At 47.1% G+C, this 24,516-nt stretch carries 24 protein-coding genes; 14 read left to right on the forward strand and 10 right to left on the reverse strand.

Translation table 11 applies throughout. From position 1 onward, the window contains the following. Nucleotides 1-84 precede the first annotated feature (84 nt). Nucleotides 85-1,377, forward strand: a complete 1,293-nt coding sequence (locus tag BM099_RS02035; RefSeq protein ID WP_090723691.1) for a GGDEF domain-containing protein — start codon at nucleotides 85-87, stop codon at nucleotides 1,375-1,377. Nucleotides 1,378-1,425: 48 nt separating this feature from the next. Here BM099_RS02035 and BM099_RS02040 read toward each other — a convergent pair whose 3' ends face one another. Then, entirely contained in the window at nucleotides 1,426-1,704 is a 279-nt protein-coding gene (locus tag BM099_RS02040) for a peptidylprolyl isomerase (protein WP_090723694.1), read from the reverse strand. 103 nt (nucleotides 1,705-1,807) lie between these two features. Here BM099_RS02040 and BM099_RS02045 point away from each other — a divergent pair, with 103 nt between their 5' ends. The 3 genes from BM099_RS02045 (at nucleotide 1,808) to BM099_RS02055 (ending at nucleotide 3,744) form a co-directional block, all read left to right on the forward strand. After that, entirely contained in the window at nucleotides 1,808-2,473 is a 666-nt protein-coding gene (locus BM099_RS02045) for a fumarylacetoacetate hydrolase family protein (protein WP_090723698.1), read from the forward strand. A 6-nt stretch (nucleotides 2,474-2,479) separates the two neighbouring features. Continuing rightward, nucleotides 2,480-3,262 carry a DUF2927 domain-containing protein gene (locus BM099_RS02050; protein ID WP_090723701.1) on the forward strand — a complete coding sequence of 261 codons (783 nt, stop codon included), beginning with the start codon at nucleotides 2,480-2,482 and terminating at the stop codon, nucleotides 3,260-3,262. A gap of 68 nt (nucleotides 3,263-3,330) precedes the next feature. Continuing rightward, nucleotides 3,331-3,744 (forward strand): CopD family protein, encoded by a 414-nt coding sequence (locus BM099_RS02055; protein WP_090723703.1) that lies wholly within the window; start codon nucleotides 3,331-3,333, stop codon nucleotides 3,742-3,744. 75 nt (nucleotides 3,745-3,819) lie between these two features. On the opposite strand, the gene BM099_RS02060 is transcribed toward BM099_RS02055, so the two are convergent. The 8 genes from BM099_RS02060 to BM099_RS02095 all read right to left on the reverse strand — a co-directional run bounded on the left by BM099_RS02060 (nucleotide 3,820) and on the right by BM099_RS02095 (nucleotide 12,739). Continuing rightward, on the reverse strand, nucleotides 3,820-4,437 hold the full coding sequence (locus BM099_RS02060; RefSeq protein WP_090723706.1) for a ubiquinone biosynthesis accessory factor UbiJ: 618 nt from the start codon (nucleotides 4,435-4,437) through the stop codon (nucleotides 3,820-3,822). Between the two features lie 14 nt (nucleotides 4,438-4,451). Then, entirely contained in the window at nucleotides 4,452-5,210 is a 759-nt protein-coding gene (gene ubiE, locus BM099_RS02065; RefSeq protein WP_090723708.1) for a bifunctional demethylmenaquinone methyltransferase/2-methoxy-6-polyprenyl-1,4-benzoquinol methylase UbiE, read from the reverse strand. A gap of 83 nt (nucleotides 5,211-5,293) precedes the next feature. Continuing rightward, nucleotides 5,294-5,671, reverse strand: a complete 378-nt coding sequence (locus BM099_RS02070; protein WP_090723710.1) for a gamma-butyrobetaine hydroxylase family protein — start codon at nucleotides 5,669-5,671, stop codon at nucleotides 5,294-5,296. Between the two features lie 102 nt (nucleotides 5,672-5,773). After that, the gene (gene hslU, locus BM099_RS02075) at nucleotides 5,774-7,117 is read right to left on the reverse strand and encodes an ATP-dependent protease ATPase subunit HslU (protein ID WP_090723712.1); all 1,344 of its coding nucleotides are present in this window, start codon (nucleotides 7,115-7,117) and stop codon (nucleotides 5,774-5,776) included. Nucleotides 7,118-7,138: 21 nt separating this feature from the next. Continuing rightward, nucleotides 7,139-7,669 (reverse strand): ATP-dependent protease subunit HslV, encoded by a 531-nt coding sequence (gene hslV, locus BM099_RS02080; protein WP_090723714.1) that lies wholly within the window; start codon nucleotides 7,667-7,669, stop codon nucleotides 7,139-7,141. Nucleotides 7,670-7,755: 86 nt separating this feature from the next. Then, nucleotides 7,756-8,523 (reverse strand): SPOR domain-containing protein, encoded by a 768-nt coding sequence (locus BM099_RS02085; protein ID WP_090723716.1) that lies wholly within the window; start codon nucleotides 8,521-8,523, stop codon nucleotides 7,756-7,758. A 25-nt stretch (nucleotides 8,524-8,548) separates the two neighbouring features. Then, nucleotides 8,549-10,309, reverse strand: a complete 1,761-nt coding sequence (gene argS, locus BM099_RS02090; protein ID WP_090723718.1) for an arginine--tRNA ligase — start codon at nucleotides 10,307-10,309, stop codon at nucleotides 8,549-8,551. Between the two features lie 240 nt (nucleotides 10,310-10,549). Further along, nucleotides 10,550-12,739, reverse strand: a complete 2,190-nt coding sequence (locus BM099_RS02095; protein ID WP_090723721.1) for a primosomal protein N' — start codon at nucleotides 12,737-12,739, stop codon at nucleotides 10,550-10,552. A 208-nt stretch (nucleotides 12,740-12,947) separates the two neighbouring features. On the opposite strand from BM099_RS02095, the gene rpmE reads away from it, so the two are divergent. The 3 genes from rpmE (at nucleotide 12,948) to BM099_RS02110 (ending at nucleotide 15,347) form a co-directional block, all read left to right on the forward strand. Further along, nucleotides 12,948-13,172, forward strand: a complete 225-nt coding sequence (rpmE, locus tag BM099_RS02100) for a 50S ribosomal protein L31 (protein WP_090724213.1) — start codon at nucleotides 12,948-12,950, stop codon at nucleotides 13,170-13,172. Between the two features lie 29 nt (nucleotides 13,173-13,201). Then, nucleotides 13,202-13,951: a thermonuclease family protein gene (locus BM099_RS02105; RefSeq protein ID WP_177201063.1), complete on the forward strand. Its 750-nt coding sequence runs from the start codon at nucleotides 13,202-13,204 to the stop codon at nucleotides 13,949-13,951. A gap of 130 nt (nucleotides 13,952-14,081) precedes the next feature. Next, nucleotides 14,082-15,347 carry a malic enzyme-like NAD(P)-binding protein gene (locus BM099_RS02110; protein WP_090723724.1) on the forward strand — a complete coding sequence of 422 codons (1,266 nt, stop codon included), beginning with the start codon at nucleotides 14,082-14,084 and terminating at the stop codon, nucleotides 15,345-15,347. 78 nt (nucleotides 15,348-15,425) lie between these two features. On the opposite strand, the gene BM099_RS02115 is transcribed toward BM099_RS02110, so the two are convergent. Continuing rightward, on the reverse strand, nucleotides 15,426-17,786 hold the full coding sequence (locus BM099_RS02115) for a penicillin-binding protein 1A (protein WP_090723727.1): 2,361 nt from the start codon (nucleotides 17,784-17,786) through the stop codon (nucleotides 15,426-15,428). Between the two features lie 148 nt (nucleotides 17,787-17,934). Here BM099_RS02115 and pilM point away from each other — a divergent pair, with 148 nt between their 5' ends. The 7 genes from pilM to aroB are packed head-to-tail and all read left to right on the forward strand — an operon-like array spanning nucleotide 17,935 to nucleotide 24,491. Further along, the gene (gene pilM / locus BM099_RS02120; protein WP_090723730.1) at nucleotides 17,935-18,996 is read left to right on the forward strand and encodes a type IV pilus assembly protein PilM; all 1,062 of its coding nucleotides are present in this window, start codon (nucleotides 17,935-17,937) and stop codon (nucleotides 18,994-18,996) included. 9 nt (nucleotides 18,997-19,005) lie between these two features. After that, a complete protein-coding gene (locus tag BM099_RS02125) occupies nucleotides 19,006-19,599 on the forward strand; it encodes a PilN domain-containing protein (RefSeq protein WP_090723732.1) in 594 nt (197 codons plus the stop codon). Beyond that, a complete protein-coding gene (locus BM099_RS02130) occupies nucleotides 19,596-20,201 on the forward strand; it encodes a type IV pilus inner membrane component PilO (RefSeq protein ID WP_090723736.1) in 606 nt (201 codons plus the stop codon). Before BM099_RS02125 ends, BM099_RS02130 begins: the two co-directional genes overlap by 4 nt. Then, entirely contained in the window at nucleotides 20,185-20,754 is a 570-nt protein-coding gene (locus BM099_RS02135; protein ID WP_090723738.1) for a pilus assembly protein PilP, read from the forward strand. Before BM099_RS02130 ends, BM099_RS02135 begins: the two co-directional genes overlap by 17 nt. A gap of 15 nt (nucleotides 20,755-20,769) precedes the next feature. Beyond that, nucleotides 20,770-22,863, forward strand: coding sequence for a type IV pilus secretin PilQ (locus BM099_RS02140; RefSeq protein WP_090723740.1), 2,094 nt, complete (start codon nucleotides 20,770-20,772; stop codon nucleotides 22,861-22,863). Nucleotides 22,864-22,879: 16 nt separating this feature from the next. After that, entirely contained in the window at nucleotides 22,880-23,404 is a 525-nt protein-coding gene (gene aroK, locus BM099_RS02145; RefSeq protein ID WP_269750460.1) for a shikimate kinase AroK, read from the forward strand. 19 nt (nucleotides 23,405-23,423) lie between these two features. After that, nucleotides 23,424-24,491 carry a 3-dehydroquinate synthase gene (gene aroB / locus BM099_RS02150; protein ID WP_090723746.1) on the forward strand — a complete coding sequence of 356 codons (1,068 nt, stop codon included), beginning with the start codon at nucleotides 23,424-23,426 and terminating at the stop codon, nucleotides 24,489-24,491. Nucleotides 24,492-24,516 lie beyond the last annotated feature (25 nt).

Consider the following 24,516-nt stretch of genomic DNA (forward strand, 5'->3'; position numbering starts at 1 on the left):
CTACACTATTGTTTATAAACAATTGTTAATAAGAAACTTTTAATAAATTGATAATAGTGACTGGTTCTGCAAAAGGATGATGGTTTGGCTTTGAGAGTATTCACCCTGTTGCTTCCGGCAACTGCTTTATTAGTTGGCGCATTTTTAGTATTAACGCCGGTTTCTCAGTGGTCTGCTGCCCAACAGGAGACATTAACCTTTGTGCCCTACTTGCTGGCAGGTATAACGGGTTTTCTTGGCTATAGTTTTAAGCGCAGTCGTATCTTATTAGTGGCGATTAACCTTGGGGCTGCCTATTTTCTGATTCAGAACAATCTTCAGTCGAGCTTGGCACGACCTGATAACTATGTGCTTTACAGCATCATTTCACTGCTATTGCCGATTAATATTGCGTTGATTGCGCTGTTCGATGAGCGTGGAGTGTTTACGCCGATTGGCATTGCCCGCATTGTATTCGTCAGCCTGGGTTACCTGATCGCTTACCTTTTGATGTTGTCGGGTCAGTTGGGGTACTGGCTTACCGGGTTACCTATGAGCATGATTGAAATGGCTATTTATGACACCTATCTGAGTGAAGCGGCGGCGATCGTTTTTATTATCTGCCTGATCCCCGTGATATTGTCTCTGCTGTTGAGGAAAACGCATACCGATGCCGGGTTGTTAGCATCCTTGATTGCGGCACTCGCGATGCTAGTGTGGTTTGATCGCCCGTTGATTTCGCCGTTATTTGTATCTGCAGCTCTGGTAGCACTCGCCATTTCTGTTGTTCAAAATAGTTATAGCATGGCATTTATCGATGAATTAACTGCTATTCCCGGGCGGCGGGCTTTAAACGATAAGCTTTCGACACTGGGACGCCGCTACACAATTGCGATGTTGGATATCGACCACTTTAAGAAATTTAATGATACTTATGGCCACGATACCGGCGACCAGGTGTTAAGAATGGTGGCCGCCAAAATTAATAATATCGGTGGGGCGGGAAAGGCATTTCGTTATGGCGGCGAAGAGTTTGCCGTTGTTTTTGCCGGTAAGAATGAGCGAGAAGCGCTAACCTACCTTGAGGAGGTTCGCGAGATTATCGCTAACTACCCGATGGCGATCCGCAGTGAAGAGCGTCCGGAGGATAAGGATACAGGGCGGCAGTTACGCTCTGGGCAGAAAGGTCGGGAGCATGTGCAGGTGACTATTAGTATTGGGGTATCTGAAAAAGATGAAACACATAATAACCCGGAAGCGGTGATGAAAACGGCAGACCAGGCGTTGTATGCGGCCAAGAAGGCAGGAAGAAATTGTAGCGTCGCTTCCCATCAGCCACGCCCCGTTAAAAAACCAAGTAAACCACGGCGTTCTAAAATTGATTTTGTTAAAGCCTGAAAGCAAAGCGGGAGCGTTGCAGTATACAACAACGCTCCCCGACAACGATTACGAGCGGCTGGTGATTTCCAGCAAGTGATAACCAAACTGTGTTTTAACCGGTCCATGTACTTTATTCAGTTCTTCATTGAAAACCACCTGATCAAACTCACGTACCATCTGTCCGGGGCCAAACGATCCCAGATCGCCACCCTGGCGTCCAGACGGGCAAGAAGAGTGCTGTTTAGCCACTTCTGCAAAGTCTGCACCGGCTTCAATTTGTTGTTTCAGTGTTTCGCATTGTGCTTCGGTATCGACAAGAATGTGGCGTGCGCTTGCTTTAGCCATGGGTAAAACCTCATATTATTTATAGATGACATTGTAGTTAGATCGCTAATGTCGGTATAGGATACCTGTTATTATCAGCGAACCAAATAAGGAAGGATGAAATATGGCTTACCAACATCGCTTTGTTAATGATCAGGCATCTGATTTGACCTTGGGTAAAATCGTTTGTGTCGGTCGTAACTATGCTGACCATGCAAAAGAGTTGAATAACCCGATACCAACAGAGCCGATGCTTTTTATCAAGCCCGCGACAGCGGCTGTTGAGTTGGAGCGGCCGTTTTCAATTCCAACTGAGCTGGGCAGCGTTCACTTTGAGACGGAGATGTCAGTGCTGATTGGCAGCACGCTGACGAGTGCCAGTGAGGATCAGGTGAAAAAGGCGATCATCGGTGTCGGTGTGGGTTTGGACCTTACATTACGCGATCTGCAGGATGCCCTGAAATCTAAAGGTCACCCTTGGGAGAAAGCCAAGTCCTTCGATGGTGCCTGCCCGCTTACGGCATTCGTCTCTGCTGAAAAGGTGGCTGATTTACAGGATGTTCAGATTCGCCTGAGCGTCAATGGTGAGATACGCCAGGATGGTAATAGTGCCTATATGTTAAATAAGGTGATTCCATTGATCTGCTATATAAGCCAATTTTTCACACTTGAACCGGGTGATGTGGTGATGACGGGTACGCCTGCTGGTGTTGGGCCGATTCATCAAGGTGACCAGATACAGGTTGAGCTGGTGGGGGTGTTATCGGCTCAGACATCCGTGCTGGGTTAATAACCGATGCGCAATAAAGCGACCCGTTTAACCTTGTGGTTACTCGTTTTTATATGCCTGGCTCCTACGGCTATTGCCAGGGAACGCTGGCAGAATTCAGCGTATATTACCCAGAGTTTTACAGAAGTCGCTTTAGGCAGTGAATTTGGACAGGCTAAGCAGGTGGTGCGAAAATGGGTTAAACCCATCAGGCTTTTTGTCACTCATCAGGTCGGTGATCAGGCGTTACACGAAAAATTACTGGATGCGCATATTGAGCACCTTGCTGCTATAACAGGACATGACATTAAACGCGTATCCAGCGCTAAACAAGCCAACATCCGCTTGTTTTTTACCCGCGAAAGCATGTTATTACCGTTAATAAGGCAGTATTCAGGGAAAGCATCTGTCCAGCACGAACGTGGCTCGGTTTGTCTTGCCAGTATTCGAACCAATGCGGCGGATGAAATTGTAGCGGCCGTTATTTATATCCCGGTGGACAGAGCCCGCAGGCACGCTAAGTTATTAGCATGCATTGTTGAGGAGCTGACGCAGACACTGGGTTTGCCGCGTGACTCTGATGCTGTTTTTCCCTCTATCTTTAATGATAAAACGGTCAACTATCTGCTCACAGGTCTGGATGATATTCTTTTGAGAATGTTGTATGACCCGAGAATGCTTCCCGGAACTGATCGTAGGGAAATACTGAAAATTTCACCTCACATTTTATCTGATTTGGAAAAACGAGGATTAATCGAAAATGCTACGTTAAGGGTAAAAAGTGAGGGCGCTTTGTATCAGTACTTCTAGTAGTGGATGTTTTTGTTTTAAATAGCGTCATGAATAATGCGATCAATAGATCGAATAAAGGAAAGATAATGCTTTGGATAAAAATGTTTCATATTCTCGCCATGACGAGCTGGATGGCGGGTATCTTCTATCTGCCACGTATTTTTGTGCATTATGTCGAGGGCAAAGAGGCAGGGCAGGATGTTACACGTTTGCAGATTATGGGGCGTAAACTCTATGGTTTTATGAGTATTATGGCGATTTTTACGCTAGCGTTAGGCTTGTGGCTTTGGCTGGGCTACGGTTTTTCGGGTGGCTGGCTGCACGCTAAGCTGATGTTTGTTGGTTTGCTGATTGGATATCACTTCTGGTGTCGTGCGTATCTGAAGAAAATGCAGGCTGATCTGCTGGATAAGAGCGGTCGCTATTTTCGTTTGTTCAATGAACTACCACTGTTGATCTTTATTCCGATTCTGATCTTTGTGGTGGTGAAGCCGTTTTAAGATTCTGAGGAAGGTGGCACTGAAGTAAGAGAGTAGTGTCGATGATGGATGTTACGAATATGAGGGTTTAGCTCCTTAAAGCTTCTTCTCTAATGCGCGGATACGTGCGGCGAGGCGCTCTGCGCGATCTTTTAAATGATCGACCTCTTGCATGAATGCCTCGGCTTCTGGGCGTGTGGGCAGTAATTGGGCTTCTTCCTGAATATATTCGTGAATATTTTCGCTGAAGCTGTTGCCGATACGTTTTACAAAGCTCAGCTGACTTTTGCTGAGCTCACTGAGCTGATGGGCAGGCAGATCACCGATGTAATCGGCTAAGAGTGCTTCCCAGTCGATATGTGTTTCAGCTAAGAGTTGCTGAAATTGATTAGCCAGTGAGGTTTCGCCGCTGACTATGATGCCATTGCCGAAAAAGTGCTCGGCTTTATTATCACTGCTGATGAGTTGCAGGAGACGGTTGGATGAGCCGCTCAGCGTCACGTCGGCATCGCCTTCAAAGTGCGCCTGCAGTTGAACGCCGGCATTAAAGGGGATAATAAAGAGCGACTGGTTCAGGTCTGTCGCTTCAATCCGGATAACCTTGCCGGTAAGACGTTTTAATGTCTGGCAGGTGACAGAGTCGCTCTGTAATAGTGTGTTGATGGCCGACTCAAGCGGAGTCAGTAGTAGGGCATGCAGCATATCATTGGCCATCAATTGTCTCTCCGTTATGGTTTGATACCCGTGTGCAGAGCAACGACACCACCGGTCATATTCTGATATTTACAATTCACCAGCCCTGCATCCTGCATCATGCTTTTCAGTGTTTCCTGATCAGGATGCATGCGAATCGATTCCGCCAAATATTTGTAGCTTTCAGAATCGCCGGCAATCAGTTGACCCATTTTAGGTAAAATATTGAACGAATAAAAATCGTACAGCTTGGTGAGCGCCGGGTTATCTGTTTTCGAAAACTCCAACACCATTACTTTACCGCCTGGTTTAAGGACCCGGGTCATCGAGCGAATGGCCGCATCTTTGTCGGTTACGTTACGCAACCCAAAGGCAATGGTAATGACGTCAAACGTATTGTCAGGAAATGGCAGGCATTCTGCATTGGCTTGTACAAATTCAACATTGCCGGCAACACCACGATCCATTAAACGATCCCGGCCTACTTTCAGCATTGAGTCGTTAATATCGGCGAGAACAACTTTTCCTGTTGGGCCGACAATCCGCGAGAAGCGCATGGTTAAATCACCGGTACCTCCGGCAATATCCAGAATGGTATGTCCGCGGCGTGCACCGCTTTGCTCAATCGTGATTTTTTTCCAGAGGCGGTGTACTCCACCCGACATCAGATCGTTCATCAGATCATATTTGCCTGCAACTGAATGAAATACGTCAGCGACCTTTTTGACTTTCTCTTCAACAGGTACTTCACGAAAGCCGAAATCGGTAGTGGATTTTTTGTTCTGTTCGCTCATATTCTTTTGCTCAGCTGGTGCGTTTGACGCATTGTACCTACGCGGAAAAGGTTTGTCCTGTTTCGGACTGACTTAGCACTGACTCAGAACTTACCAATAAGACCCTGATCACGGGATTCGCCAGCTTCTTCGAGACTTTTAAGATATCTATCCCAATATTGATCTTTTTGTGTGGCCAGGGTGTAAAGGTACTGCCAGGTATAGAGCCCGCTGTCGTGGCCGTCATCAAAGATGATTTTCAGTGCATAATTGCCAGAGGGTTCCACACCGTTAATGCCGACAAATTTTTTGCCGGTCTGCAGTGTGCCATTGCCAATACCGTGACCGCGGACTTCAGCGGAAGGTGAGTGAACGCGCAAAAACTCCGCCGTGAGCTCAAAACTTGTTTCGTTATAGATTAATTCCAGCGTTTTGGACTTTTTGTGAAGCTTGATGTTGCTGGGGATAGGAGCCTGTGTCATCAGTGAACTCTTCGATAGAGTGAGCCAGCGAGGGCTGGCTCACGTGATGCTAGGTTGCAAGTCAATGCTCGCGAATCAGGAGTACGTATCAGAGGATGCGTATTACAGGATGTAGTGACTCAGATCCTCATCCTGACTGAGAGCGCTTAACTGTTTATTCACGTAGTCTGCATCGATAATGATGGATTTTCCGGAGTCATCCGACGCATGAAAGGATAGCTCTTCTAACAGGCGTTCCATCATCGTATGTAAGCGGCGAGCACCAATGTTTTCGGTTTTCTCGTTCACTTGGAATGCCAGTTCTGCGACGCGAGCAATCCCATCATCTGTGAATTCGATATCGACGCCTTCGGTTTTTAACAGTGCAATATATTGCGCGGTTAAGGAGGCTGTCGGTTCTGTGAGAATGCGTCGAAAATCATCAGGTGTCAGTGCATTCAGCTCAACACGAATCGGCAAGCGGCCCTGTAACTCGGGAATCAGGTCTGAAGGTTTGGCCAGATGAAAAGCGCCGGAAGCTATAAACAAGATATGATCTGTTTTAACCATGCCGTATTTGGTGGTAACCGTGCAGCCTTCGATTAACGGTAGCAGGTCGCGCTGTACCCCTTCGCGTGACACGTCGCCGCCACCTGAATTAGCCCCCGCCCGCTTGCATACCTTGTCTATTTCGTCGAGAAAAACAATGCCGTTTTGTTCAACCATGTCAACGGCGCGCTGTTTAATATCTTCTTCTTTAATAAGGCGTGCGGCTTCTTCTTCGATGATCAGCTTCATCGCTTCTTTTACCGTCATACGACGGCTCTGTTTATTCGCACCGCCCATGTTGGAGAACATACTTTGCAGCTGGTTGGTCATCTCTTCCATGCCAGGAGGCGCCATGATTTCCACATTGGCTTTGGACTGCGCAATGTCAATGTCGATCTCTTTATCGTCAAGCTGTCCTTCACGCAGTTTTTTGCGGAAAATCTGGCGTGTCGCATTATCTGTTTTGGATTCCGCAGCACTATTGCTGTTGTCTGTTGGGCGTGCTTGCGGTAGTAAGGCATCCAGAATCCGATCTTCAGCGGCATCTTCTGCGCGGAAACGGACTTTGTCAGTTTCCTGCTCACGAATCATTTTTATCGCCATGTCGATCAGGTCGCGTACGATGGTTTCGACATCGCGGCCCACATAGCCGACTTCAGTAAATTTGGTGGCTTCTACTTTTATGAAAGGTGCATTGGCTAATTTAGCCAAACGACGGGCGATTTCGGTTTTACCGACACCGGTGGGGCCAATCATCAGGATGTTTTTTGGCGTGACTTCTACGCGCAGCTCTTCCGGCAGTTGCATCCTGCGCCAGCGGTTTCGCAACGCAATGGCAACTGAGCGTTTTGCATCTTGCTGGCCAATAATATGGCGATCCAGCTCATGAACAATTTCACGGGGTGTCATGTTTGACATGTTAAGACTCCTGAAAACGACTCAGACTTTTGCTGGCAGAGTTTCAATCGTTAAATTGTGGTTGGTGAATACGCAGATATCAGCGGCAATGTGCAGACTTTTTTCAACAATCTCCTGGGCTGAGAAATCCGTATTGGCTACCAGTGCTTTAGCAGCGGCCAATGCATAGTTGCCGCCAGAACCAATAGCAATTACGCCATCTTCCGGTTCTATAACATCGCCGGTACCGGAAAGAAGGTAGGTTTTCTCTTCGTTGGCGACCAGCATAAGCGCTTCTAAGCGACGTAAAACCCGATCGCTCCGCCATTCGCGGGCCAGGTGAATAACCGCGTTAACAATGTTGCCGTGATGTTTGTCCAGCTGCTGTTCAAAAAGGTCGCGTAGTGTAATAGCGTCTGCTGTGCTGCCGGCAAACCCGGTAATGACGTTATGTTTAGGTAAAAGGTTTACTTTTTTGGCAGTACCTTTCATGACAGTGTTGCCAAGAGATACTTGTCCATCGCCACCAACGACGACTTGATCGCCACGGCGTACTGAAACAATTGTTGTCATGGGAGTTTGACCCTGTTGCGGTTCGAATACTTCCTGATATGGGATGCTTACGGAAGAATTTCAAGGGGCAGGGCGTAAATTGATGACTAATCGATACGTATGGTCATCGCGTTAATATTCATACGCGCCAGTTTATCGTGAGCTTTGTTCATGGCTGAACGGTTGTCAAAGGGGCCGACACGAACCCGGTACCACAGGCCATTAGCGCCATCTGACTGGCTGGTGTGAACATTGCTCAGGCCTGAAAGAAGTAGTTGTGCGCGCATCTTCTCTGCATCGGCAGCATTACGAAATGAACCCGCTTGAAGCGCATATTGTTTATCAAGTTTGGCATCTCGTGGTGTTGATTTGTATTCTTCTACGGTGGCAGGCTTTATCTCGCTTTTGGGGAGCAGTTCATAAAATTCATACTTACTTTGTTTTACCGCGACTTGCGCCTCAGTCGACTTATCCACCACTTTTGGTAAGGCTGGATTGGCTGAAGATTTTTTGCTGTTGTCTGTCTGACTGGCGACAGCAGGGGATCTCTTTTCTGCTGCTGGCTGTGCAGGCGTTAGTTTCGCCGGCGCTGGTTTCTTTTCTGCGGTGGTCTTGTTGTTTACGTTGCTGTTTGAGTGGTTGGTGGTTTTTGATGCCCCGGCGTTACCCGGCCTGTGTGTTGCATCAACATTCAATAGCTGGTTGAGTACAAAAACTAATCCAGCCAAGGCGACCAGGCTGAACAGGGCCAGTGCCCATGGCTTGCGTTTAGGTGGCGGTGTTGCTTTAGTCCGAGGCTTGGCTGCTGCCGGCCGGTTAGGGCTGGCAGAAGACTGCTTTCGGGAGCGCTGTACAAAATCCTTACGCGAAGCCATAGGTGTTCCTGTTGTGTATATATGCTTACATCTGTTCGGGTGAATCAACACCCAATAAGCTTAGGCCATTATTGAGGATTTGACGGGTCGCTTCGCTCAGTGTGATGCGAGCATTGCGAAGATCGCTATCATCTATGAGCATTTTGTTGGCGTTGTAGTATGAGTGAAAATCATTTGCCAGCTCTTTCAGGTAGTTGGCTAATAAATGTGGCTCATAGTTAACCGCCGCATGCGTCAGCACTTCCGGGTATTTGGATAAGCGGGTGATCAGGTCTTTTTCATATTCTGTATCGAGTCTGTTCAGGTGAGAAAGGCCTGCGTCCTGATTCCATGTCCAGTCGTGTTCAGCCAGTTTGCGATGAACAGAACAAACCCGTGCGTGTGCATACTGAATGTAGTATATCGGGTTGTCTTTGGACTGTGTTTTGGCTAACTCCAGGTCAAAGTCCATATGCTGATCGGCTTTGCGCGATACATAGAAGAAACGACAGGCATCTTTACCCACTTCATCGCGTAGTTCGCGTAGCGTAACAAAGGAACCGGATCGTGTGGACATCTGTATACGCTCTTCGCCGCGGTAGAGAATGGCGAACTGTACCAGACGCACCAGCAAGCGCTCAGGATCGTAACCGAGGGCCTGGCAGGCGGCTTTCATGCGGGCAATATAGCCGTGATGGTCTGCGCCCCAGATGTACAGGACTTTATCAAAACCCCGTTCGAATTTGTTTTTCAGGTAGGCAATATCTGACGCGAAATAAGTTGTCAGGCCATTGGCGCGGCGAACAACACGGTCTTTATCATCACCGAAGGCGGTAGAGCGGAACCAGAGGTTGCCCTCTTCTTCAAACAGGTAGCCGTTTTCCTCAAGTGTATTGAGTGCACTTTCAACATCACCATCAGTGGTCAGGCTTAATTCAGAAAACCACTTCTGATAGCTAACGCCAAAACTTGATAGATCATCACGGATATCGGACAGGATGGAGTCCAGTGCCGCATTGAAGAAGACGGCATAACCTTCTTCTGTCAGCAGCGCTTGTGCTCTTTCAGTCAGGGCATCAATATGTGCATCTTTATCGCCGCCTTGAGGCTCATCTGCAGGAATGTCGAGCATAACCTCATCAAGCGTGCGTTTGAATGTGTCTGCATGAGCATTCGACACAGAGGTAGCGATATCCTGAATATAATGGCCTTTGTAGGCATTGCTTGGGAATGTAATGGCCACGCCGAGCTGTTCCAGATAGCGCAGCCAGACACTGGTGGCCAGTATATTCATCTGACGACCGGCGTCATTAACATAATACTCGCGTTCGACCGGTACACCGGCGGCTTCGAGGAGATCGGCAACAGATGCGCCGTATGCAGCTCCACGACCATGGCCTACATGTAAAGGGCCTGTTGGATTGGCCGAAACGAATTCAACCTGGGTGCGTTCAGCGCTGCTGGCTAAACCGCGACCGAATTGTTCTTTTTGCTCAATGATCTGGCCGATAACCGCTGCCGTTGATGCCTGAGTGACAAAGAAATTAATAAACCCGGGGCCGGCAATTTCGGTTTTTTCAAGATTGGCAGAAACGGGTAAAGCATCGATGATCAGTTGGGCTAATTCCCGGGGGTTTCGTCGTGCCGGTTTTGCCAGAGCAAGGGCGATATTCGTGGCAAAATCACCGTGGGATTTATCGCGGGTGTTTTCAACCATGATACTAGGTTGGACATCGGCGCCAATGATGCCGTTTTCGCTCAGTGTATTAAGTGCTGCACTGATCAGATCTGCAATATGCTGTTTCATTTACCTGTTGCTACCGGTTCGGTTTGAGTTTCTGTTTGAGTATCGGTTAAGCGCCAATGATTCGAGAATTAAACGACTTAGAACGAACCGGCTATTATCCCTTGTTGGCGAGGGGAAGTTAACCCCTTGCCAGCAGAAGATTTAAGGTTTTTGTCCGGTAGTCTGCTAGATTCTGAGGCGGCGGATCAATTCGCGCTGAATCTGTGCGATTGTTATTAGTGTTGTGTTGATTAAAAAAAATTAATGCATGTCGTAAGGGTCTACATCTATGCTCCAGCGTATCCTGCTTGCCAGCGGATGATCTTCTATGCCCAGGCATAGGTGGCTTAAAGAGTGTTGAAGCAGCGGGCGGGATTGGCTTGATAAAATTAGCTGTGAACGAAATACGCCTGCCCGTTTTTCCATGGGTGAGGGAAACGGGCCTGACCAATGTATCTGAGAAAAAAAAGCGCTTTGCTGCTCTTTAATTGAGTGCAAAAAACCTTCGGCTCGTCCTGAGTGGGGAGCTTCTGCCCGGATGATGGCAATATGCTGGTAGGGCGGGAGTTGATATTGCTGGCGTAGTTTAAGCTCCTCCTGAGCAAAAACTTCATAGCCTTTTGTAGCCAGTAAATTGAGCAAGGGGTGTTCTGCGTGGTGAGTTTGTAATATGACTTTTCCCGGGTGGTCTGCTCGCCCGGCTCTTCCTGCTACCTGTATGATCATTTGGGCGGTCCGTTCCATGCCTCTGAAGTCGGTGCTGAAAAGGCCTGAATCGGCATCGAGAATGGCGACCAGCGTGACTTTAGGGAAATGGTGTCCTTTTGCCAGCATTTGTGTGCCCACCAGAATGCAGGGCGATCCGTTGTGTACCTGATCCATTATCTTTGCCATTGACCCTTTTCGCGCTGTGCTGTCGCGGTCAACTCTGAGTATAGGTGTGTCAGGAAACAGTTTGTTCAGTGTTTGTTCGGTTCTCTCTGTGCCGGCGCCTACGGGTTTTAGTGCGTGGCTGCCGCATTGGTCGCAGCGCACAGGAATGGGTCGTTGGCTGTCGCAATGGTGGCAATGCAAGTGCGCTGGTTGTTGGTGCAGTGTCATCCGGGCGTCGCAGCGTTTGCATTCAGCCAGGGCGCCGCAGTCATGGCATATCAAACTAGGAGCAAAGCCGCGGCGGTTGATGAACACCAGTACTTGTGTGCCTTGTTGCAGGTGTTGCTGTATCTGTGTGATCAGCTCAGAAGAGAGACCGTTATTTAGCGGGAGTCTCTTGATATCCATTAGCTGGAATTCCGGAGCGCTGGCATTACCCGCACGTGAGCGAATCGTCAGATGTTGGTAGCGTTGTTGTGCGCAGTTATGTAAAGACTCGAGTGAGGGGGTGGCGCTTCCCAGAACAATAGGTACTTGTTCTGCGTGGGCCCGCACAACGGCCAGATCTCTGGCTGAATAACGAAACCCCTCCTGTTGCTTGAAGGAGCTGTCGTGTTCTTCATCAATAATGATAATACCCGGCGATTTTAACGGCGTGAAAATGGCAGAGCGGGTGCCAATGACAATAGGCGCTTCTCCCTGAGCTGCTTGCATCCAGGCGTCGAAGCGTTGTTTGTCAGTCAGGCTCGAGTGCAAAGCAACCACTGGAACGCGGAAGCGACTTTTAAAACGCTGCAGTGTCTGCGGAGTCAGGCCTATCTCGGGCACAAGGATCAGCGCCTGCAAGCCTTTCTTCAGCACCTCATGTATGGCCTGAAGGTATACTTCGGTTTTGCCTGAACCGGTGATGCCGTCAAGCAGGAAGGTGTTGAAGCCTTGTTGTTGTGTAATCTGCTGCAACGCGCTTTGTTGTTCTGGGTGTAACGGTAGTGGTGCCTCTTTGATGAGGTGTTCTGCTTCAGGAAGACTATGTGTTTGTTTGAATTTGATGATCAGGTTTTTGTTTTCCAGTGTGGTGAGAAGATAGGCTTGCCCTCCTTCTGCCCGAATGGCTTCTTTACTGATGCCTTGAGGGTGCTCGGCAATCAGCTGGTATAGGGCTTGCTGCTGATGTGCTTTATCCGACAGGTTTGCCGCCGAGGTGTCTGGCATTACTTTCCACAGATAGGTATGCGAAGCCACGCCTTCGCCGCCTTTGCGCAAAAATACAGGAAGTGACTGGAGTAGCGCATCCCCGATTGGATGTTGATAATAATCTGCTGCCCACAGAGCCAGATCACGGATATATTGTGGTTGCAGTGGGCTGCTATCCAGTATTTCAATTACGGGCTTTAATTTGTTGAGAGGGACATCCGTTTCTGTGACGACTTCTAATAATAAGCCGACTAATTCACGTCGGCCAAAGGGTACTTTGACGCGGGTGCCTGGTTGGTATGTTCCGATCTCTGCGTGGTCGGGGGGCAGGTAATCAAAATAACGCCTGAGCGGAGAGGGAATAGCCACGCGAAGAAAAATCATGAATTTACGCTTTACTGAATGTTGAATGCTTTAGTGTATGTGCTTTTGTTGTTGGTTTAAATGGTATACATGCTTGCGGCATAAGGTATCTGTCCGTATAATCTGCCGCCTAATCATTATTAGCCGGTCGAGTATCGGTTATTTTTATTTGTACGGTGCCTGGCATGTAGATCAGGTGGCGGTGCAGAAACAACTCCTGAGGTTTATTATGAAAGCGGACATCCATCCGAAGTATGAAGACGTTACTATCACTTGTTCTTGTGGTAACGAAATGAAGACACGTTCAGCTATGTGCCATGATATGCACGTAGATGTATGCAGCCAGTGCCATCCTTTCTATACTGGTAAGCAGAAAGAAGCGACTACTGGTGGCCGTATCGATCGCTTTAATAAGCGTTTTGGTGCTATCGGTACTAAAAAAGCCGCTGAATGATCAGGCAGTTGTTGAAAAAGGCACTCTTTATGAGTGCCTTTTTTGTGTCCGTCATTTCATCTCTTATTTCACCGCTGCAGGCATCTGAACGTTGTGAATCGACCCTTACAAAAGAAAAGGTTTCGGTACGCTATGTCTACGATGGCGATACATTGCAATTGTCGGATCGCCGAAAAGTCCGTTTGGTTGGCTTAAATACGCCGGAACTGAAAGAGGGGCCTGCCTGGTCTCGGTTTGTTGCCAAACAGGCGAAATCGACTCTGCAGCAATGGTTATCATTACAACAGAATGTTTATCTTCAGGTAGAGCAGGATGCGCGCGATGACTATGGTCGCATTTTGGGTTATCTGGTCAATGCTAAAGGAGAAGATCCGGCTGTTGCTTTGCTTGAAAAGGGTTTGGCTTACGCCGTGGTGATTGCCCCGAATATTGAAAAGCAGCGATGTTACTTTGCCGCAGAGAAAAGGGCGCGGCTCGCGGATGTGGGCGTTTGGGCGCAGGCTGCAGTTATTCGAGCGAAAAATCTCAATAAAAAACTAACAGGGTTTTCGTTGGTTCAAGGCAAAGTAACACGTCAGTTTCACTTTAAAACCTCTGAGGCTGTTGTTCTGGATGATAATCTCGTCGTCATGCTAAAGGGCGTTTCTCGTTTGCCATCTCTTGCTGGCAAAGAAGTTCGGGTGAGAGGCTGGGTTCAGGCTAGAAAGTTCACTCGTGATGCTTTTTCCACCCGCTTTACGGTTTATTTGAACCATATGGCCAACGTCGAAATACTCTGATTATGTATACTAGTAGGGTTAAGATTATTACGTCCTTAGTTGGGGGGGAGTTGTTCAGTTCAGGTCTTTTCTATATGATTGAACGCCTGTCTTTTGTTATAAAATTGTTACAAAAATTGGAACAGCAATCATGTCTGAAGATCTGAAACAAGCGGCACTGGATTACCATGAATTTCCTCGTCCAGGCAAAATTAGTGTTGAGATTACAACCCCAGCAGCAACGGCACGTGATCTTGCTTTGGCTTATAGCCCAGGTGTAGCTGAGCCTGTCCGTGAAATCGCGCGTGACCCTGATAATGCATATCGATATACCGCTAAAGGCAATTTAGTGGCAGTAATTACTAACGGTACGGCGATTCTTGGCTTGGGTGATTTAGGCCCGTTGGCCTCTAAGCCAGTGATGGAAGGAAAGGCGCTGCTGTTTAAACTGTTTGCAGGCATTGACTCTGTTGATATTGAAGTAGATGCAGAAAGCCCACAGGCTTTTATCGATACAGTCGCACGCATAGCCGAAACCTTTGGTGGCATTAATCTTGAAGATATTAAAGCGCCAGAGTGTTTCGAAATTGAGCGTGCGTTGATCGAGCGTTGTAATATTCCTGTGTTCCACGATGATCAGCACGGTACTGCTATTGTTACTGCTGCTGGCATGATCAGTGCGTTGGAAATTGCCGGTAAAAAACTCGAAGACGCACAAATTGTTACTTTGGGTGCGGGTGCTGCGGCTTCTGCGTGCATGAAGCTGTTGATCAACCTGGGTGCCAAAGTTGAAAACATCTACATGCTTGACCGTAAGGGTGTTATCCATTCTGGCCGTGAAGATTTGACACCAGAGAAAGCGATTTTTGCTACTGAAACAGATAAACGTACGTTAGATGATGCTATTGAAGGCGCTGATGTGTTTGTTGGTCTATCGGGGCCAAATCTGCTATCAGCCGAACAGCTGAAAAAAATGGCAGCTACACCGGTTGTTTTTGCTTGTGCAAATCCGGATCCTGAAATTGCACCAGCGGTTGCTCATGCGGCGCGTAATGATGTGATTATGGCAACAGGTCGTTCTGACTACCCTAACCAGGTTAACAACGTGTTGGGCTTCCCGTTCATCTTCCGCGGCGCATTGGATGTACGTGCATCCGTTATCAACGAAGAGATGAAAGAAGCGGCTGTATATGCGTTGGTTAAACTGGCTAAAGAACCTGTTCCACAGGATGTTTTGGATGCATACGGTCTGGAGTCTCTGGAATTTGGTCCTGAGTACATCATTCCAAAACCAACAGACTCACGTTTGTTTGGTGCATTGTCTATGGCGGTTGCTCAGGCAGCGATTGATACCGGTGTTGCGCGTTTGCCGCTACCTGCTCACTATCCACTGACAACCCTGGCTGATATTACTTAATATCTCCTCTCGTTTCTCAAGCATAAAAAAACCGGTAATACCGGTTTTTTTATGCGCGCACGGTTCTAAAAAAGCGTTCTAAAAAATCTCTTCAGTAGATTTTCCACTACCTTGTCCTCTTTCGGGGACACCGCGGCGCGGTGTTTCTTCGGCCTTAAAGTATTCGAAAATAGTATTGCTTTGGTTCGGGCTGGCGCGCATGCCTGTATTAGCGTCGATGCGTATCTGGACAATGCCGTCGGGTGTGGGCAGCGGAGACTCTGGGGTATCTGCCAGGGCGGCTCTCATGAAATCGATCCAGATGGGCAGGGCTGCCGTGCCACCAAATTCTGAGCGTCCCAGCGGTGCTGGCTGGTCGAAGCCAACCCAGGACGTGGTAACCAGCTTGCTATTAAAGCCAGTGAACCAGGCGTCTTTTTGCTCGTTGGTTGTGCCGGTTTTTCCCGCCAGGTCGCTCCTTTTCAGGACTTTAGCTCTTGTTCCTGTGCCGCGGCGGATAACATCCTGCATGATGCTATAAAGTAAAAAGTTGGTGCGTTTGTCCATGATGCGCTGTGCGATGTTTTGTTCTGTATTGTCATTATTTGTGGAGCAATCGGGACAGACAACGGGGGTTTTAGTAGCAAAAATAGTTTCGCCATATTGGTCGTTAATGCGTTCAATGAAGTAAGGTGTGATTTTGTAGCCGCCATTGGCAAGCGCCGCATAGCCGGTTACCAGTTCGAGTGGTGTGACATCAGCGCTGCCCAGAGCCAGTGATAAATTAGCCGGTAGTCTGTCAGGATCAAAACCAAATCGCGATAAATACTCGATCCCTTTTTCGAAACCCAGCGAGCGTAGCAGGCGAATAGAGACCAGGTTCCGGGATTTGTACAAGCCGACTCTCAGTCGGGTGGGGCCTGAGAACTCTCTGCTGGAGTTTTCCGGGCGCCAATTGCCATCAAGGCCTTTATCTTGTAATACGATAGGCGCGTCATTAATGATGGAGGCGGGCGTAAACCCATTTTCCATGGCGGCCGCGTAAATAAAGGGTTTGATATTAGAACCCGGCTGGCGGTGTGCCTGAATGGCGCGGTTGAACTTGTTGTGCGTGAAGCTGAATCCGCCCACGAGTGAGCGAATAGCGCCTGTTTGCGGTGTCATGGCGATCAAAGCACCTTGAACTTGTGGGATTTGACTGAGTTCCCAGAATTCACCTGTGTCCAGGATGCGCACCAGGTCTCCCTCTTTTACAACATCGCTGGCTTTTTTTGGCATGGCTCCATAGTAGTTAACGGTTTTAAAGGCTTTTGCCCAGCTTAAACCTTCCCATGGCAGTGTAATCAGTTCTCCGTTTTTGCGCTGCGCGATGGCACTTTTTTCTGCAACACTAATAATGATGGCAGGTTCAAGCTGCGCGAAAGTGGATTCGCTTTGAAGTAACGATGTTACTTCCATGGCTGAAAGGCCTTGAATCGCATGCTGTTTTTCGGCGCCTTGATAACCATGCCGTTTGACGTAGTCGATCAGGCCGTCACGTACCGCCAAATTGGCAGCTGTCTGCATTTTACTATCGAGTGTTGTATAGACACTAAACCCGTCGGTGTATAACTCTTCACCATACTGGTCATATAGCTCCCCCCTGACCATCTCGGCGATATAGGGGGCGTAGAGTTCTATTTCGGTACTATGGTATGCCGCTGTAACGGGGGCAAGCAAAGCGGCGTCGAGTTCCTCTTTAGTGATGAAGGACAGGCTGTGCATGCGCCCCAGAATCCAGTTTCTACGTTCAATGGCGCGATCAGGATTGGTAATGGGGTTGAAGGCAGAAGGAGCCTTGGGAAGTCCGGCGATCATGGCCAGTTGAGGTAATGCCAGTTCATCAATATTTTTACCGTAATACACATTCGATGCAGATTGAATGCCGTAGGAGCGATGTCCCAGATAGATCTTGTTGACGTATAGCTCGAATATTTCTTCTTTGGAAAGGAATTGTTCTATTTTTAACGCTAAGAGAATTTCACTGAATTTACGTTCAAAGGTGCGTTCTCTTGTCAGGAAAAAGTTTTTCGCAACCTGCATCGTAATGGTGGAGCCGCCGCTCTGTATTTTGCCGGTTGACACCAGTTCAAATGCAGCACGGGATAGGCCGAGTGGATCGATGCCATAGTGTTCAAAAAATCGGCTATCTTCTGCTGATTGAAGTGCTTGAACAAACCTTTCAGGAATTTTGTCGTATGTGATGGGGATGCGTTTTTTCTCACCAAACTCTGCTATCAGTTTGCCATCAGCGGATAAAACTTTAAGCGGAGTTTGCAACTTAATATCACGCAAGGTTTCCACATCAGGAAGTGTGGGCGCAAAGTGTTGGTAAAGGCCTATTGCCGCAATTGCGCCTAATATAAGGCCGACAAACATAAGAATTATAAAGAAGCGGAAAAGCGATTTAAGCACGCGCATACTGACCCTGTAGAAGTTTTTAATCAATAAAATACATCATATCGGCGCTAATATACCCTCTCTAGCTGAATTAGAGTTTAATTTTTTCGATTTTGTGTCTAAAGTCATTAGGTAGAAGCTAAATTTATATATTCAAAGGAAAAATTAAGTGGTCAGCTTTTTCGGGAAGAAAACGGCCAGCTGGGTCGGTGTAGATATAGGTTCGTCGTCGGTTAAGTTGGTTGTCTTGTCCAGGCATGGGAGTCTGATCGGACTGGATGCCTATGCAGTCGTATCACTGCCACCGACGGCGGTTGTAGATGGTAATCTCCAAGAGGTTCAGGCAGTAACAGAAGCGATTGGGCGTGCTATCAAAATCTGTGGTATCAAACAAGGTAATGCGATTGCCGCCGTTCCTTCGTCTGCCGTTATTATTAAGCGGATGGAGCTCAGTAGTGCCTTTTCTGAAGTTGAACTGGAAGATCAGGTGAAAGTTGAAGCTGATCAATTTATTCCCTATCCCCTCGATGAGGTGGCCCTTGATTTTGAAATTCTGGGCGAGTCACGCAGTCGTCCGGAATTGAATGATCTGTTGCTGGTGGCTTGTCGGCGTGATGACGTGGATCAGCGCGAAGATGCAATCAATGCAGCAGGCCTTAAGTGTGAGGTTGTGGATGTTGACACCTATGCGATAGAGCGCGTGTTCCCCATGTTGCTGAATGACAACCTTAAAAGCGATGAGATGGTGGCAATCATTGACGTTGGAGCGGCGACGCTGACGCTGAATGTGATGCGTGATCATAAAATAATTTATAATCGCGAACAGTCTTTCGGTGGTAATGATCTTACCACCAACATCCATCATCAGTATGGCATGGCCATTGACGAGGTAGAGCAGGCGTTGAGGTTGGGCGAGATTAGCGAGGAAGTGCAGGAAACCGTCATTCAGCCTTTCCGTTTAACCGTATCCCAGCAGGTTTCTCGTGCATTACAGTTCTTTTATTCATCCGGTGTGCAGCATCAATTAACCAAAATTTATTTATGTGGTGGCGTCGCTTCTATTGATGGCTTGGTTGATATTATCGGTGAAGAATTAGGTATTCCTGTGAGCATCGCTAATCCGTTTGAGCAAATGGATATTGGTGTGAAAGTAAACAAAGAAAGATTAGTGAAAGATACACCCGCATTGGTGAAGGCCTGTGGGCTGGCACTTAGATCATTTGATCAATAGGGAATAGTGATGGCAAAAATTAATTTACGACCATGGCGGGAGGAGCGTGCGGCAGCCAGGCAAAAAGATTTCATTACAAATCTGATTGCTTCTGCCATATGTGCGGCCGCTCTTGTACTGATGATGGGCTACTATTACGACGTGCAGATGGATCGGCAAAATACCCGCAATGGTTTCTTGAAGACCAATATATCTAAGCTTGATGAAAGAATTAAGGAGATTGAAGATCTGAAGCGCCAGCGTGAGCGTCTGCTTGAGCGGCTTAACGCTATTCAGGAGCTGCAGGGCAACCGACCTATTATCGTTCGTAATTTTGATGAATTAGTAAGAGTCCTGCCGGATGGCTTGCATTATGACTTCTTGCAAAGAAAAGAAGCAGGTGGGGATTCTATACAGATCAAAGGATTAGCCGCAGAGAACAAAGACGTATCCGAGCTGATGCGGCGTTTGAATCGCTCCATCTGGTTTGGCGAGCCTAATCTTTCTAAAGTGAGCGCGTTAGGGAGCACAGCGCCGGGACGTAAAGCGTTGGCGTTGGCAGATATAAGAGCGTTTGATCTGTCGGTGGTACTCACCAAGCCTAAAGCAGAGGATGCAAAATGAACAAACAATCATTTAAAAATGCATTTCAAGGCTTTGATCCCAATAACTTAGATTTGAATAGCGCAGGAAACTGGCCTATAGGTATAAAGGCAATTGTTTATCTTCTTATTATGATTGGGGTTGTTTTTGCCGGAATTCACTTTTATGTCAATGAACAGCATGTTCAGCTTGAGCGTGAAATTCAAAAAGAAAGTCAGTTGAAACAAGAGTTCGAAAAGAAATCATTTCAGGTTGCGAATCTGGCGGCTCTGAGAAAACAGATGGAAGATGTTGAAGGAAAGTTCTCAGAGCTTTTGGGGCAACTTCCGACGGATAAAGAAGTGCCGGGTTTGCTTGAGGATATTAGTGATATTGGTCGGGCAGCAGGGCTTCAGATTGAGCAGATTGCTTTGGCCGGTGAACGTAAAGAAAAGTTTTATATCGAGTTGCCGATAAATATAGAAGTAAAAGGGACGTATCATCAGATGGGGCAGTTTGTTAGTGGTGTTGCTGCGATAGAGCGAATAGTGACATTGCATGACTATACACTAAAGCCTACTAATGATGGCACGCTGGAGATGCTAATCAGTGCAAAGACTTATCGTTATGATGATACTGAATAAACTTTCTTATCGAGGCTGTAGAGCCTTACTCGCTGGGCTTATCATTAGTATGGCATCAGGCTGTATCTGGGTTGAGGATACAGGTGATTTGGCTAGGTTTGTCACTGATGTGCAAGCTAAACCAAAAGGGAAAATTGAGCCTTTACCTACTTTTGAGCCTTACCATAGCTTCGTCTATCAGGGCGCAAGCTTAAGAGATCCATTTATTCCTTTGATCCGGGTAGTGTCAACTTTAGCTAACTTTGAGCTTGATGATAGTGATGGTCTTCAGCCTGATCAGGATAGACCTCGAAGCTATCTTGAGCAGTTTGCGGTTGACCAGTTGTCGATGGTTGGCACTATTGGAAAGGCGGATGATGACTTTTTCTGGGCACTTGTTCTGGATAACAATAAAGAAATTCATCGGGTCAAAATTGGAGATTATGTCGGTTTAGATTTTGGTCGGGTTGTTGCCGTTTCAGATCAGCAACTGGACATGCTGGAAATTATATCGAATGGACGAGGTGGATGGATGCAGCGTCCGAGAATTATTGAGTTAGCCGAGCAGAATTGAGCGAAGGATAGAAACATGAATTATAACAATGCTTATCTTCAACCCCAAGGCGCGGGGCTTTTCAAAGGTGTCGTTGTCGCGATACTTCTGCTCACACTGTTGGGGCTGTCTCAACGTGTCTTTGCTCAAGAGGTGGTGTTACAAAAATCCTCTTTCGTCGCGTTGCCCGGCAATAAAATTGAGGTGAAACTTGATTTTGATTCAGTTCCGCCGGTGCCTAAAGCATATACTATTGATAGTCCTCCCAGGTTGGTTCTGGATTTTTGGGGGGTTAAAAACGATTTAGGTTCGAAGTCTGTTGATGTTAAGGCGGGTGTAGTCGAGTCATTGAATTTTGCTCAGGGTAATGGTCGCCTGCGGATTGTTACCAATCTTCATGGCATGACGGATTACCGTACTTTCACTGAGGGCAATAGTTTATTTGTTGTCTTTGGTGAGAAGCCCAATACGTCAATGGCTAAAACTTCTTCTAAAGCCAAACCAATGTCGGCAAAGAGAAATGTTTTAGATGCGCATAATGATAAAACGCGAGTTCAGGGGATTGATTTTGAACGTGTAGCGGGTGGTGTCGGTCGTGTTGTTATTACCTTGTCGGATGATCAGGCGGGTTTGAATATCGAAGAGGAAGGTAATAACGTGGCGGTTAATTTCTCGGGTGCTACGTTATCGGCTTCCTTGCAGCAACGTGTTAATGTGCAGGATTTTGCAACGCCAGTGATGTATGTTGATGCGATGGCGAGTGGCAGAAATACGACCGTATTAATCAAGCCAGGTGCAGAGCCTTATGATTACATGGCGTATCAGACAGGTAATAAACTGATTCTTGACTTTAAACCGTTATCACGCGCAGAAAAAGATGAACTCAGCAAAAATGAATTCCCGTATAGTGGTGAAAAGATAGACCTGAATTTCCAGAATGTCAGTGTGCGTTCTGTGTTGCAGATATTAGCTGAAGTAGCACAGCTGAATCTGGTGGTTGATGATGCCGTTGAAGGTGAAATTACACTACGTCTCAAACATGTACCCTGGGATCAGGCGCTTGATATAGTGATGAAAACCCGTGGGCTGGATAAGCGTCAGGTAGGTAATGTATTGCTAGTGGCGCCAGCGGAAGATATTGCCGAGCGTGAACGCGTTGAGTTGGAAAGCCAAAAACAGGTAGAAGAATTATCTCCCCTTAAGACAGACTTTATTCAGGTGGATTACCGCAAAGCTTCTGAAATGAGATCGCGTATATACGAAGCAAAACTCGTTTCTGAGCGCGGCTTTATAGTTGCCGATGATCAGACCAACGTGCTGATGGTTCGGGAAACAACAACGCAGCTGGAAGAGATACGCAGGACTTTGCGCAGGTTTGATACTGAAGTCGCACAGATTATGGTGGAAGCGCGTTTAGTAACAGCATCAACAGACTTTACCCGCAATCTGGGTATTAAATGGGGATTTGGTTTAACTAAAGGCGGCTTCGTTACTGATGGGGGGAGTGGTGTAAGTCCATATTCAACCGCAGGTATAGGGACTATCTCTGACGGATTAGGTGTTGACTTAGGTGTCGCCCCAACCTCTGCTATCCGTCTGGGTTATGCGACGAATAACTTCCTGATTTCTACTGAACTGTCCGCGTTGCAAAGTGAGGGTAAGGCAGAGATTGTTTCTCAACCTAAGATTATTACCACCAATGGTAAAGCCGCCCGAATACAATCCGGCCAGGAAATTCCTTATCAGACGGTTGAAGATGGTGAAGTTAAAATTGAGTTTAAGGATGTCGTCTTAAGCCTTGATGTGACACCTCAGCTTAATCCGGGAGACCGCATAACACTGGATATTAAAATTAATCAGGATTCGTTAGGTGAAGTGTTACCGAACGGTGAAATCAGTATAATCAATAACGAACTAGAAACTTCAGTTGTGGTTAAAGATGGTGATACGGTTGTGTTGGGTGGGGTATACCGGAACGAAGTGGCAGATGCTATCGCCAAAACGCCGTTTTTTGGTGATTTACCCGGCATAGGCGCTTTGTTTCGTAAGTCTGAAGTATCAACTTCAAAGGTCGAGTTGTTGATTTTCATCACACCTAAACTTATAAGAGAGTCTTTATCGGCAAAGTAGGCGGAGTTGTCCCAGCTTGAATATATTTCTTATTGGCCCTATGGGTGCTGGAAAAAGCACCATAGGGCGTATGCTTTCTCAAGAGCTTAGTCTTGATTTTGTTGATGTGGACCGTGAAATAGAAGAGCGTGCAGGGGCGAATATACCCTGGATTTTTGATGTCGAAGGGGAAGACGGTTTTCGCGATCGCGAAGAAGCTGTTGTCGATGAACTGACGCTTAAGGACCAGCAAGTCCTGGCTACAGGCGGCGGCGCAGTGCTTCGCGCAGCTAACCGCGCTTGTTTGCAGAGCAGGGGTTTCGTTGTTTATCTGGATACATCGGTAGAGCAGCAATTGGAAAGGACTTCCAAAGATAAAAATCGCCCACTTTTAAATTCGCCTGATCCCCAGGCTGTCCTTGAAAAGCTAATGCTTATTCGCGATCCGCTGTATATACAAACTTCTGATTTAATCGTTAAAACTGATCGTAGACACCCGCGTGGTGTCGTTACGGAAATCGTAAAACAACTGGTTCGTCAGGGAATTATCGCTGGCGACTAATGGGAATTTGGAGATTGTGTTGCAATCCTTAATAGTTGACCTTGGCGAACGTTCTTACCCCATCTATATTGGTCAAAATATTCTTTGTGAAGCATTAATCAAGCCTTTTATCAAAGGCAATCAGGTTATGGTTGTCACTAATGACACGATAGCACCGCTGTATCTCGATCACTTGTTGGCACATTTGTCAGGTCTGTCGGTTGATGTCACGGTATTACCTGATGGCGAATCTTATAAAGATTTGACTCATCTGAATCTTATTTTTGATAATTTACTTAAAAACAAACATAACCGTACAACCACATTGATTGCGCTGGGAGGAGGTGTGGTCGGTGATATGACCGGTTTTGCTGCGGCTAGTTATCAGCGCGGAGTCGATTTTATTCAGATACCAACCACGGTACTTTCACAGGTCGATTCCTCTGTAGGGGGGAAAACAGGTGTCAATCATCCTCTTGGCAAAAATATGATCGGTGCTTTTTATCAGCCGCAGTTAGTGGTTGCTGATATTAGTGTCTTTGCGACCTTGCCGGATAGGGAGCTTTCAGCGGGTATCGCAGAGGTGATTAAGTACGGTTTGATTTATGATTATTCTTTTTTCTGCTGGCTCGAAGAGAACATAGAGCGTTTAGTGGCGCGCGATGCTGATATATTAATGCAGGCGATTCACCGTTCCTGCGAAATTAAAGCGGAGGTTGTCGCGCAGGATGAAAAAGAAGCGGGGATTCGCGCCTGGTTGAATCTGGGGCATACCTTTGGTCATGCGATAGAGACGCATCAGGGATATGGTAATTGGCTGCATGGTGAAGCCGTTGCCGCTGGTACCATGATGGCGCTCTCGCTTTCCGTGCAAATGGGATGGATATCGATAGAAGATATGGATCGCGTCCGTCGTCTCTTTGAAAAAGCAAATTTACCGGTAACACCGCCGAAAAATATGTCGTCAAATGACTTTATTGACTTGATGTCGGTGGATAAAAAGGTGTTGAATGGTCAGTTGCGGTTAGTACTTTTGAAAACTCTGGGAGAGGCGGTGGTCACAGCTGATTATTCGAAAGAGAAATTGATGGATGTCTTGAGCGCCTGATCCGGGCAATGAGTGGATGTAACCA

Source organism: Neptunomonas qingdaonensis (genome assembly GCF_900113275.1).
Lineage (GTDB): Bacteria > Pseudomonadota > Gammaproteobacteria > Pseudomonadales > Balneatricaceae > Neptunomonas > Neptunomonas qingdaonensis.

Excerpts from the sequence above, each read along its gene's own strand:
- BM099_RS02115 (WP_090723727.1), bottom strand. The coding sequence starts at position 17,786 with ATGCGCGTGCTTAAATCGCTTTTCCGCTTCTTTATAATTCTTATGTTT.
- hslU (WP_090723712.1), bottom strand. The coding sequence starts at position 7,117 with ATGTCAAACATGACACCCCGTGAAATTGTTCATGAGCTGGATCGCCAT.
- BM099_RS02085 (WP_090723716.1), bottom strand. The coding sequence starts at position 8,523 with ATGGCTTCGCGTAAGGATTTTGTACAGCGCTCCCGAAAGCAGTCTTCT.
- BM099_RS02140 (WP_090723740.1), top strand. The coding sequence starts at position 20,770 with ATGAATTATAACAATGCTTATCTTCAACCCCAAGGCGCGGGGCTTTTC.
- BM099_RS02125 (WP_090723732.1), top strand. The coding sequence starts at position 19,006 with ATGGCAAAAATTAATTTACGACCATGGCGGGAGGAGCGTGCGGCAGCC.
- BM099_RS02070 (WP_090723710.1), bottom strand. The coding sequence starts at position 5,671 with ATGACACAGGCTCCTATCCCCAGCAACATCAAGCTTCACAAAAAGTCC.
- BM099_RS02130 (WP_090723736.1), top strand. The coding sequence starts at position 19,596 with ATGAACAAACAATCATTTAAAAATGCATTTCAAGGCTTTGATCCCAAT.
- BM099_RS02055 (WP_090723703.1), top strand. The coding sequence starts at position 3,331 with ATGCTTTGGATAAAAATGTTTCATATTCTCGCCATGACGAGCTGGATG.
- BM099_RS02040 (WP_090723694.1), bottom strand. The coding sequence starts at position 1,704 with ATGGCTAAAGCAAGCGCACGCCACATTCTTGTCGATACCGAAGCACAA.
- BM099_RS02135 (WP_090723738.1), top strand. The coding sequence starts at position 20,185 with ATGATGATACTGAATAAACTTTCTTATCGAGGCTGTAGAGCCTTACTC.
- BM099_RS02105 (WP_177201063.1), top strand. The coding sequence starts at position 13,202 with ATGAGTGCCTTTTTTGTGTCCGTCATTTCATCTCTTATTTCACCGCTG.
- BM099_RS02095 (WP_090723721.1), bottom strand. The coding sequence starts at position 12,739 with ATGATTTTTCTTCGCGTGGCTATTCCCTCTCCGCTCAGGCGTTATTTT.
- ubiE (WP_090723708.1), bottom strand. The coding sequence starts at position 5,210 with ATGAGCGAACAGAACAAAAAATCCACTACCGATTTCGGCTTTCGTGAA.
- hslV (WP_090723714.1), bottom strand. The coding sequence starts at position 7,669 with ATGACAACAATTGTTTCAGTACGCCGTGGCGATCAAGTCGTCGTTGGT.
- rpmE (WP_090724213.1), top strand. The coding sequence starts at position 12,948 with ATGAAAGCGGACATCCATCCGAAGTATGAAGACGTTACTATCACTTGT.
- BM099_RS02110 (WP_090723724.1), top strand. The coding sequence starts at position 14,082 with ATGTCTGAAGATCTGAAACAAGCGGCACTGGATTACCATGAATTTCCT.
- BM099_RS02060 (WP_090723706.1), bottom strand. The coding sequence starts at position 4,437 with ATGGCCAATGATATGCTGCATGCCCTACTACTGACTCCGCTTGAGTCG.
- argS (WP_090723718.1), bottom strand. The coding sequence starts at position 10,309 with ATGAAACAGCATATTGCAGATCTGATCAGTGCAGCACTTAATACACTG.
- BM099_RS02050 (WP_090723701.1), top strand. The coding sequence starts at position 2,480 with ATGCGCAATAAAGCGACCCGTTTAACCTTGTGGTTACTCGTTTTTATA.
- BM099_RS02045 (WP_090723698.1), top strand. The coding sequence starts at position 1,808 with ATGGCTTACCAACATCGCTTTGTTAATGATCAGGCATCTGATTTGACC.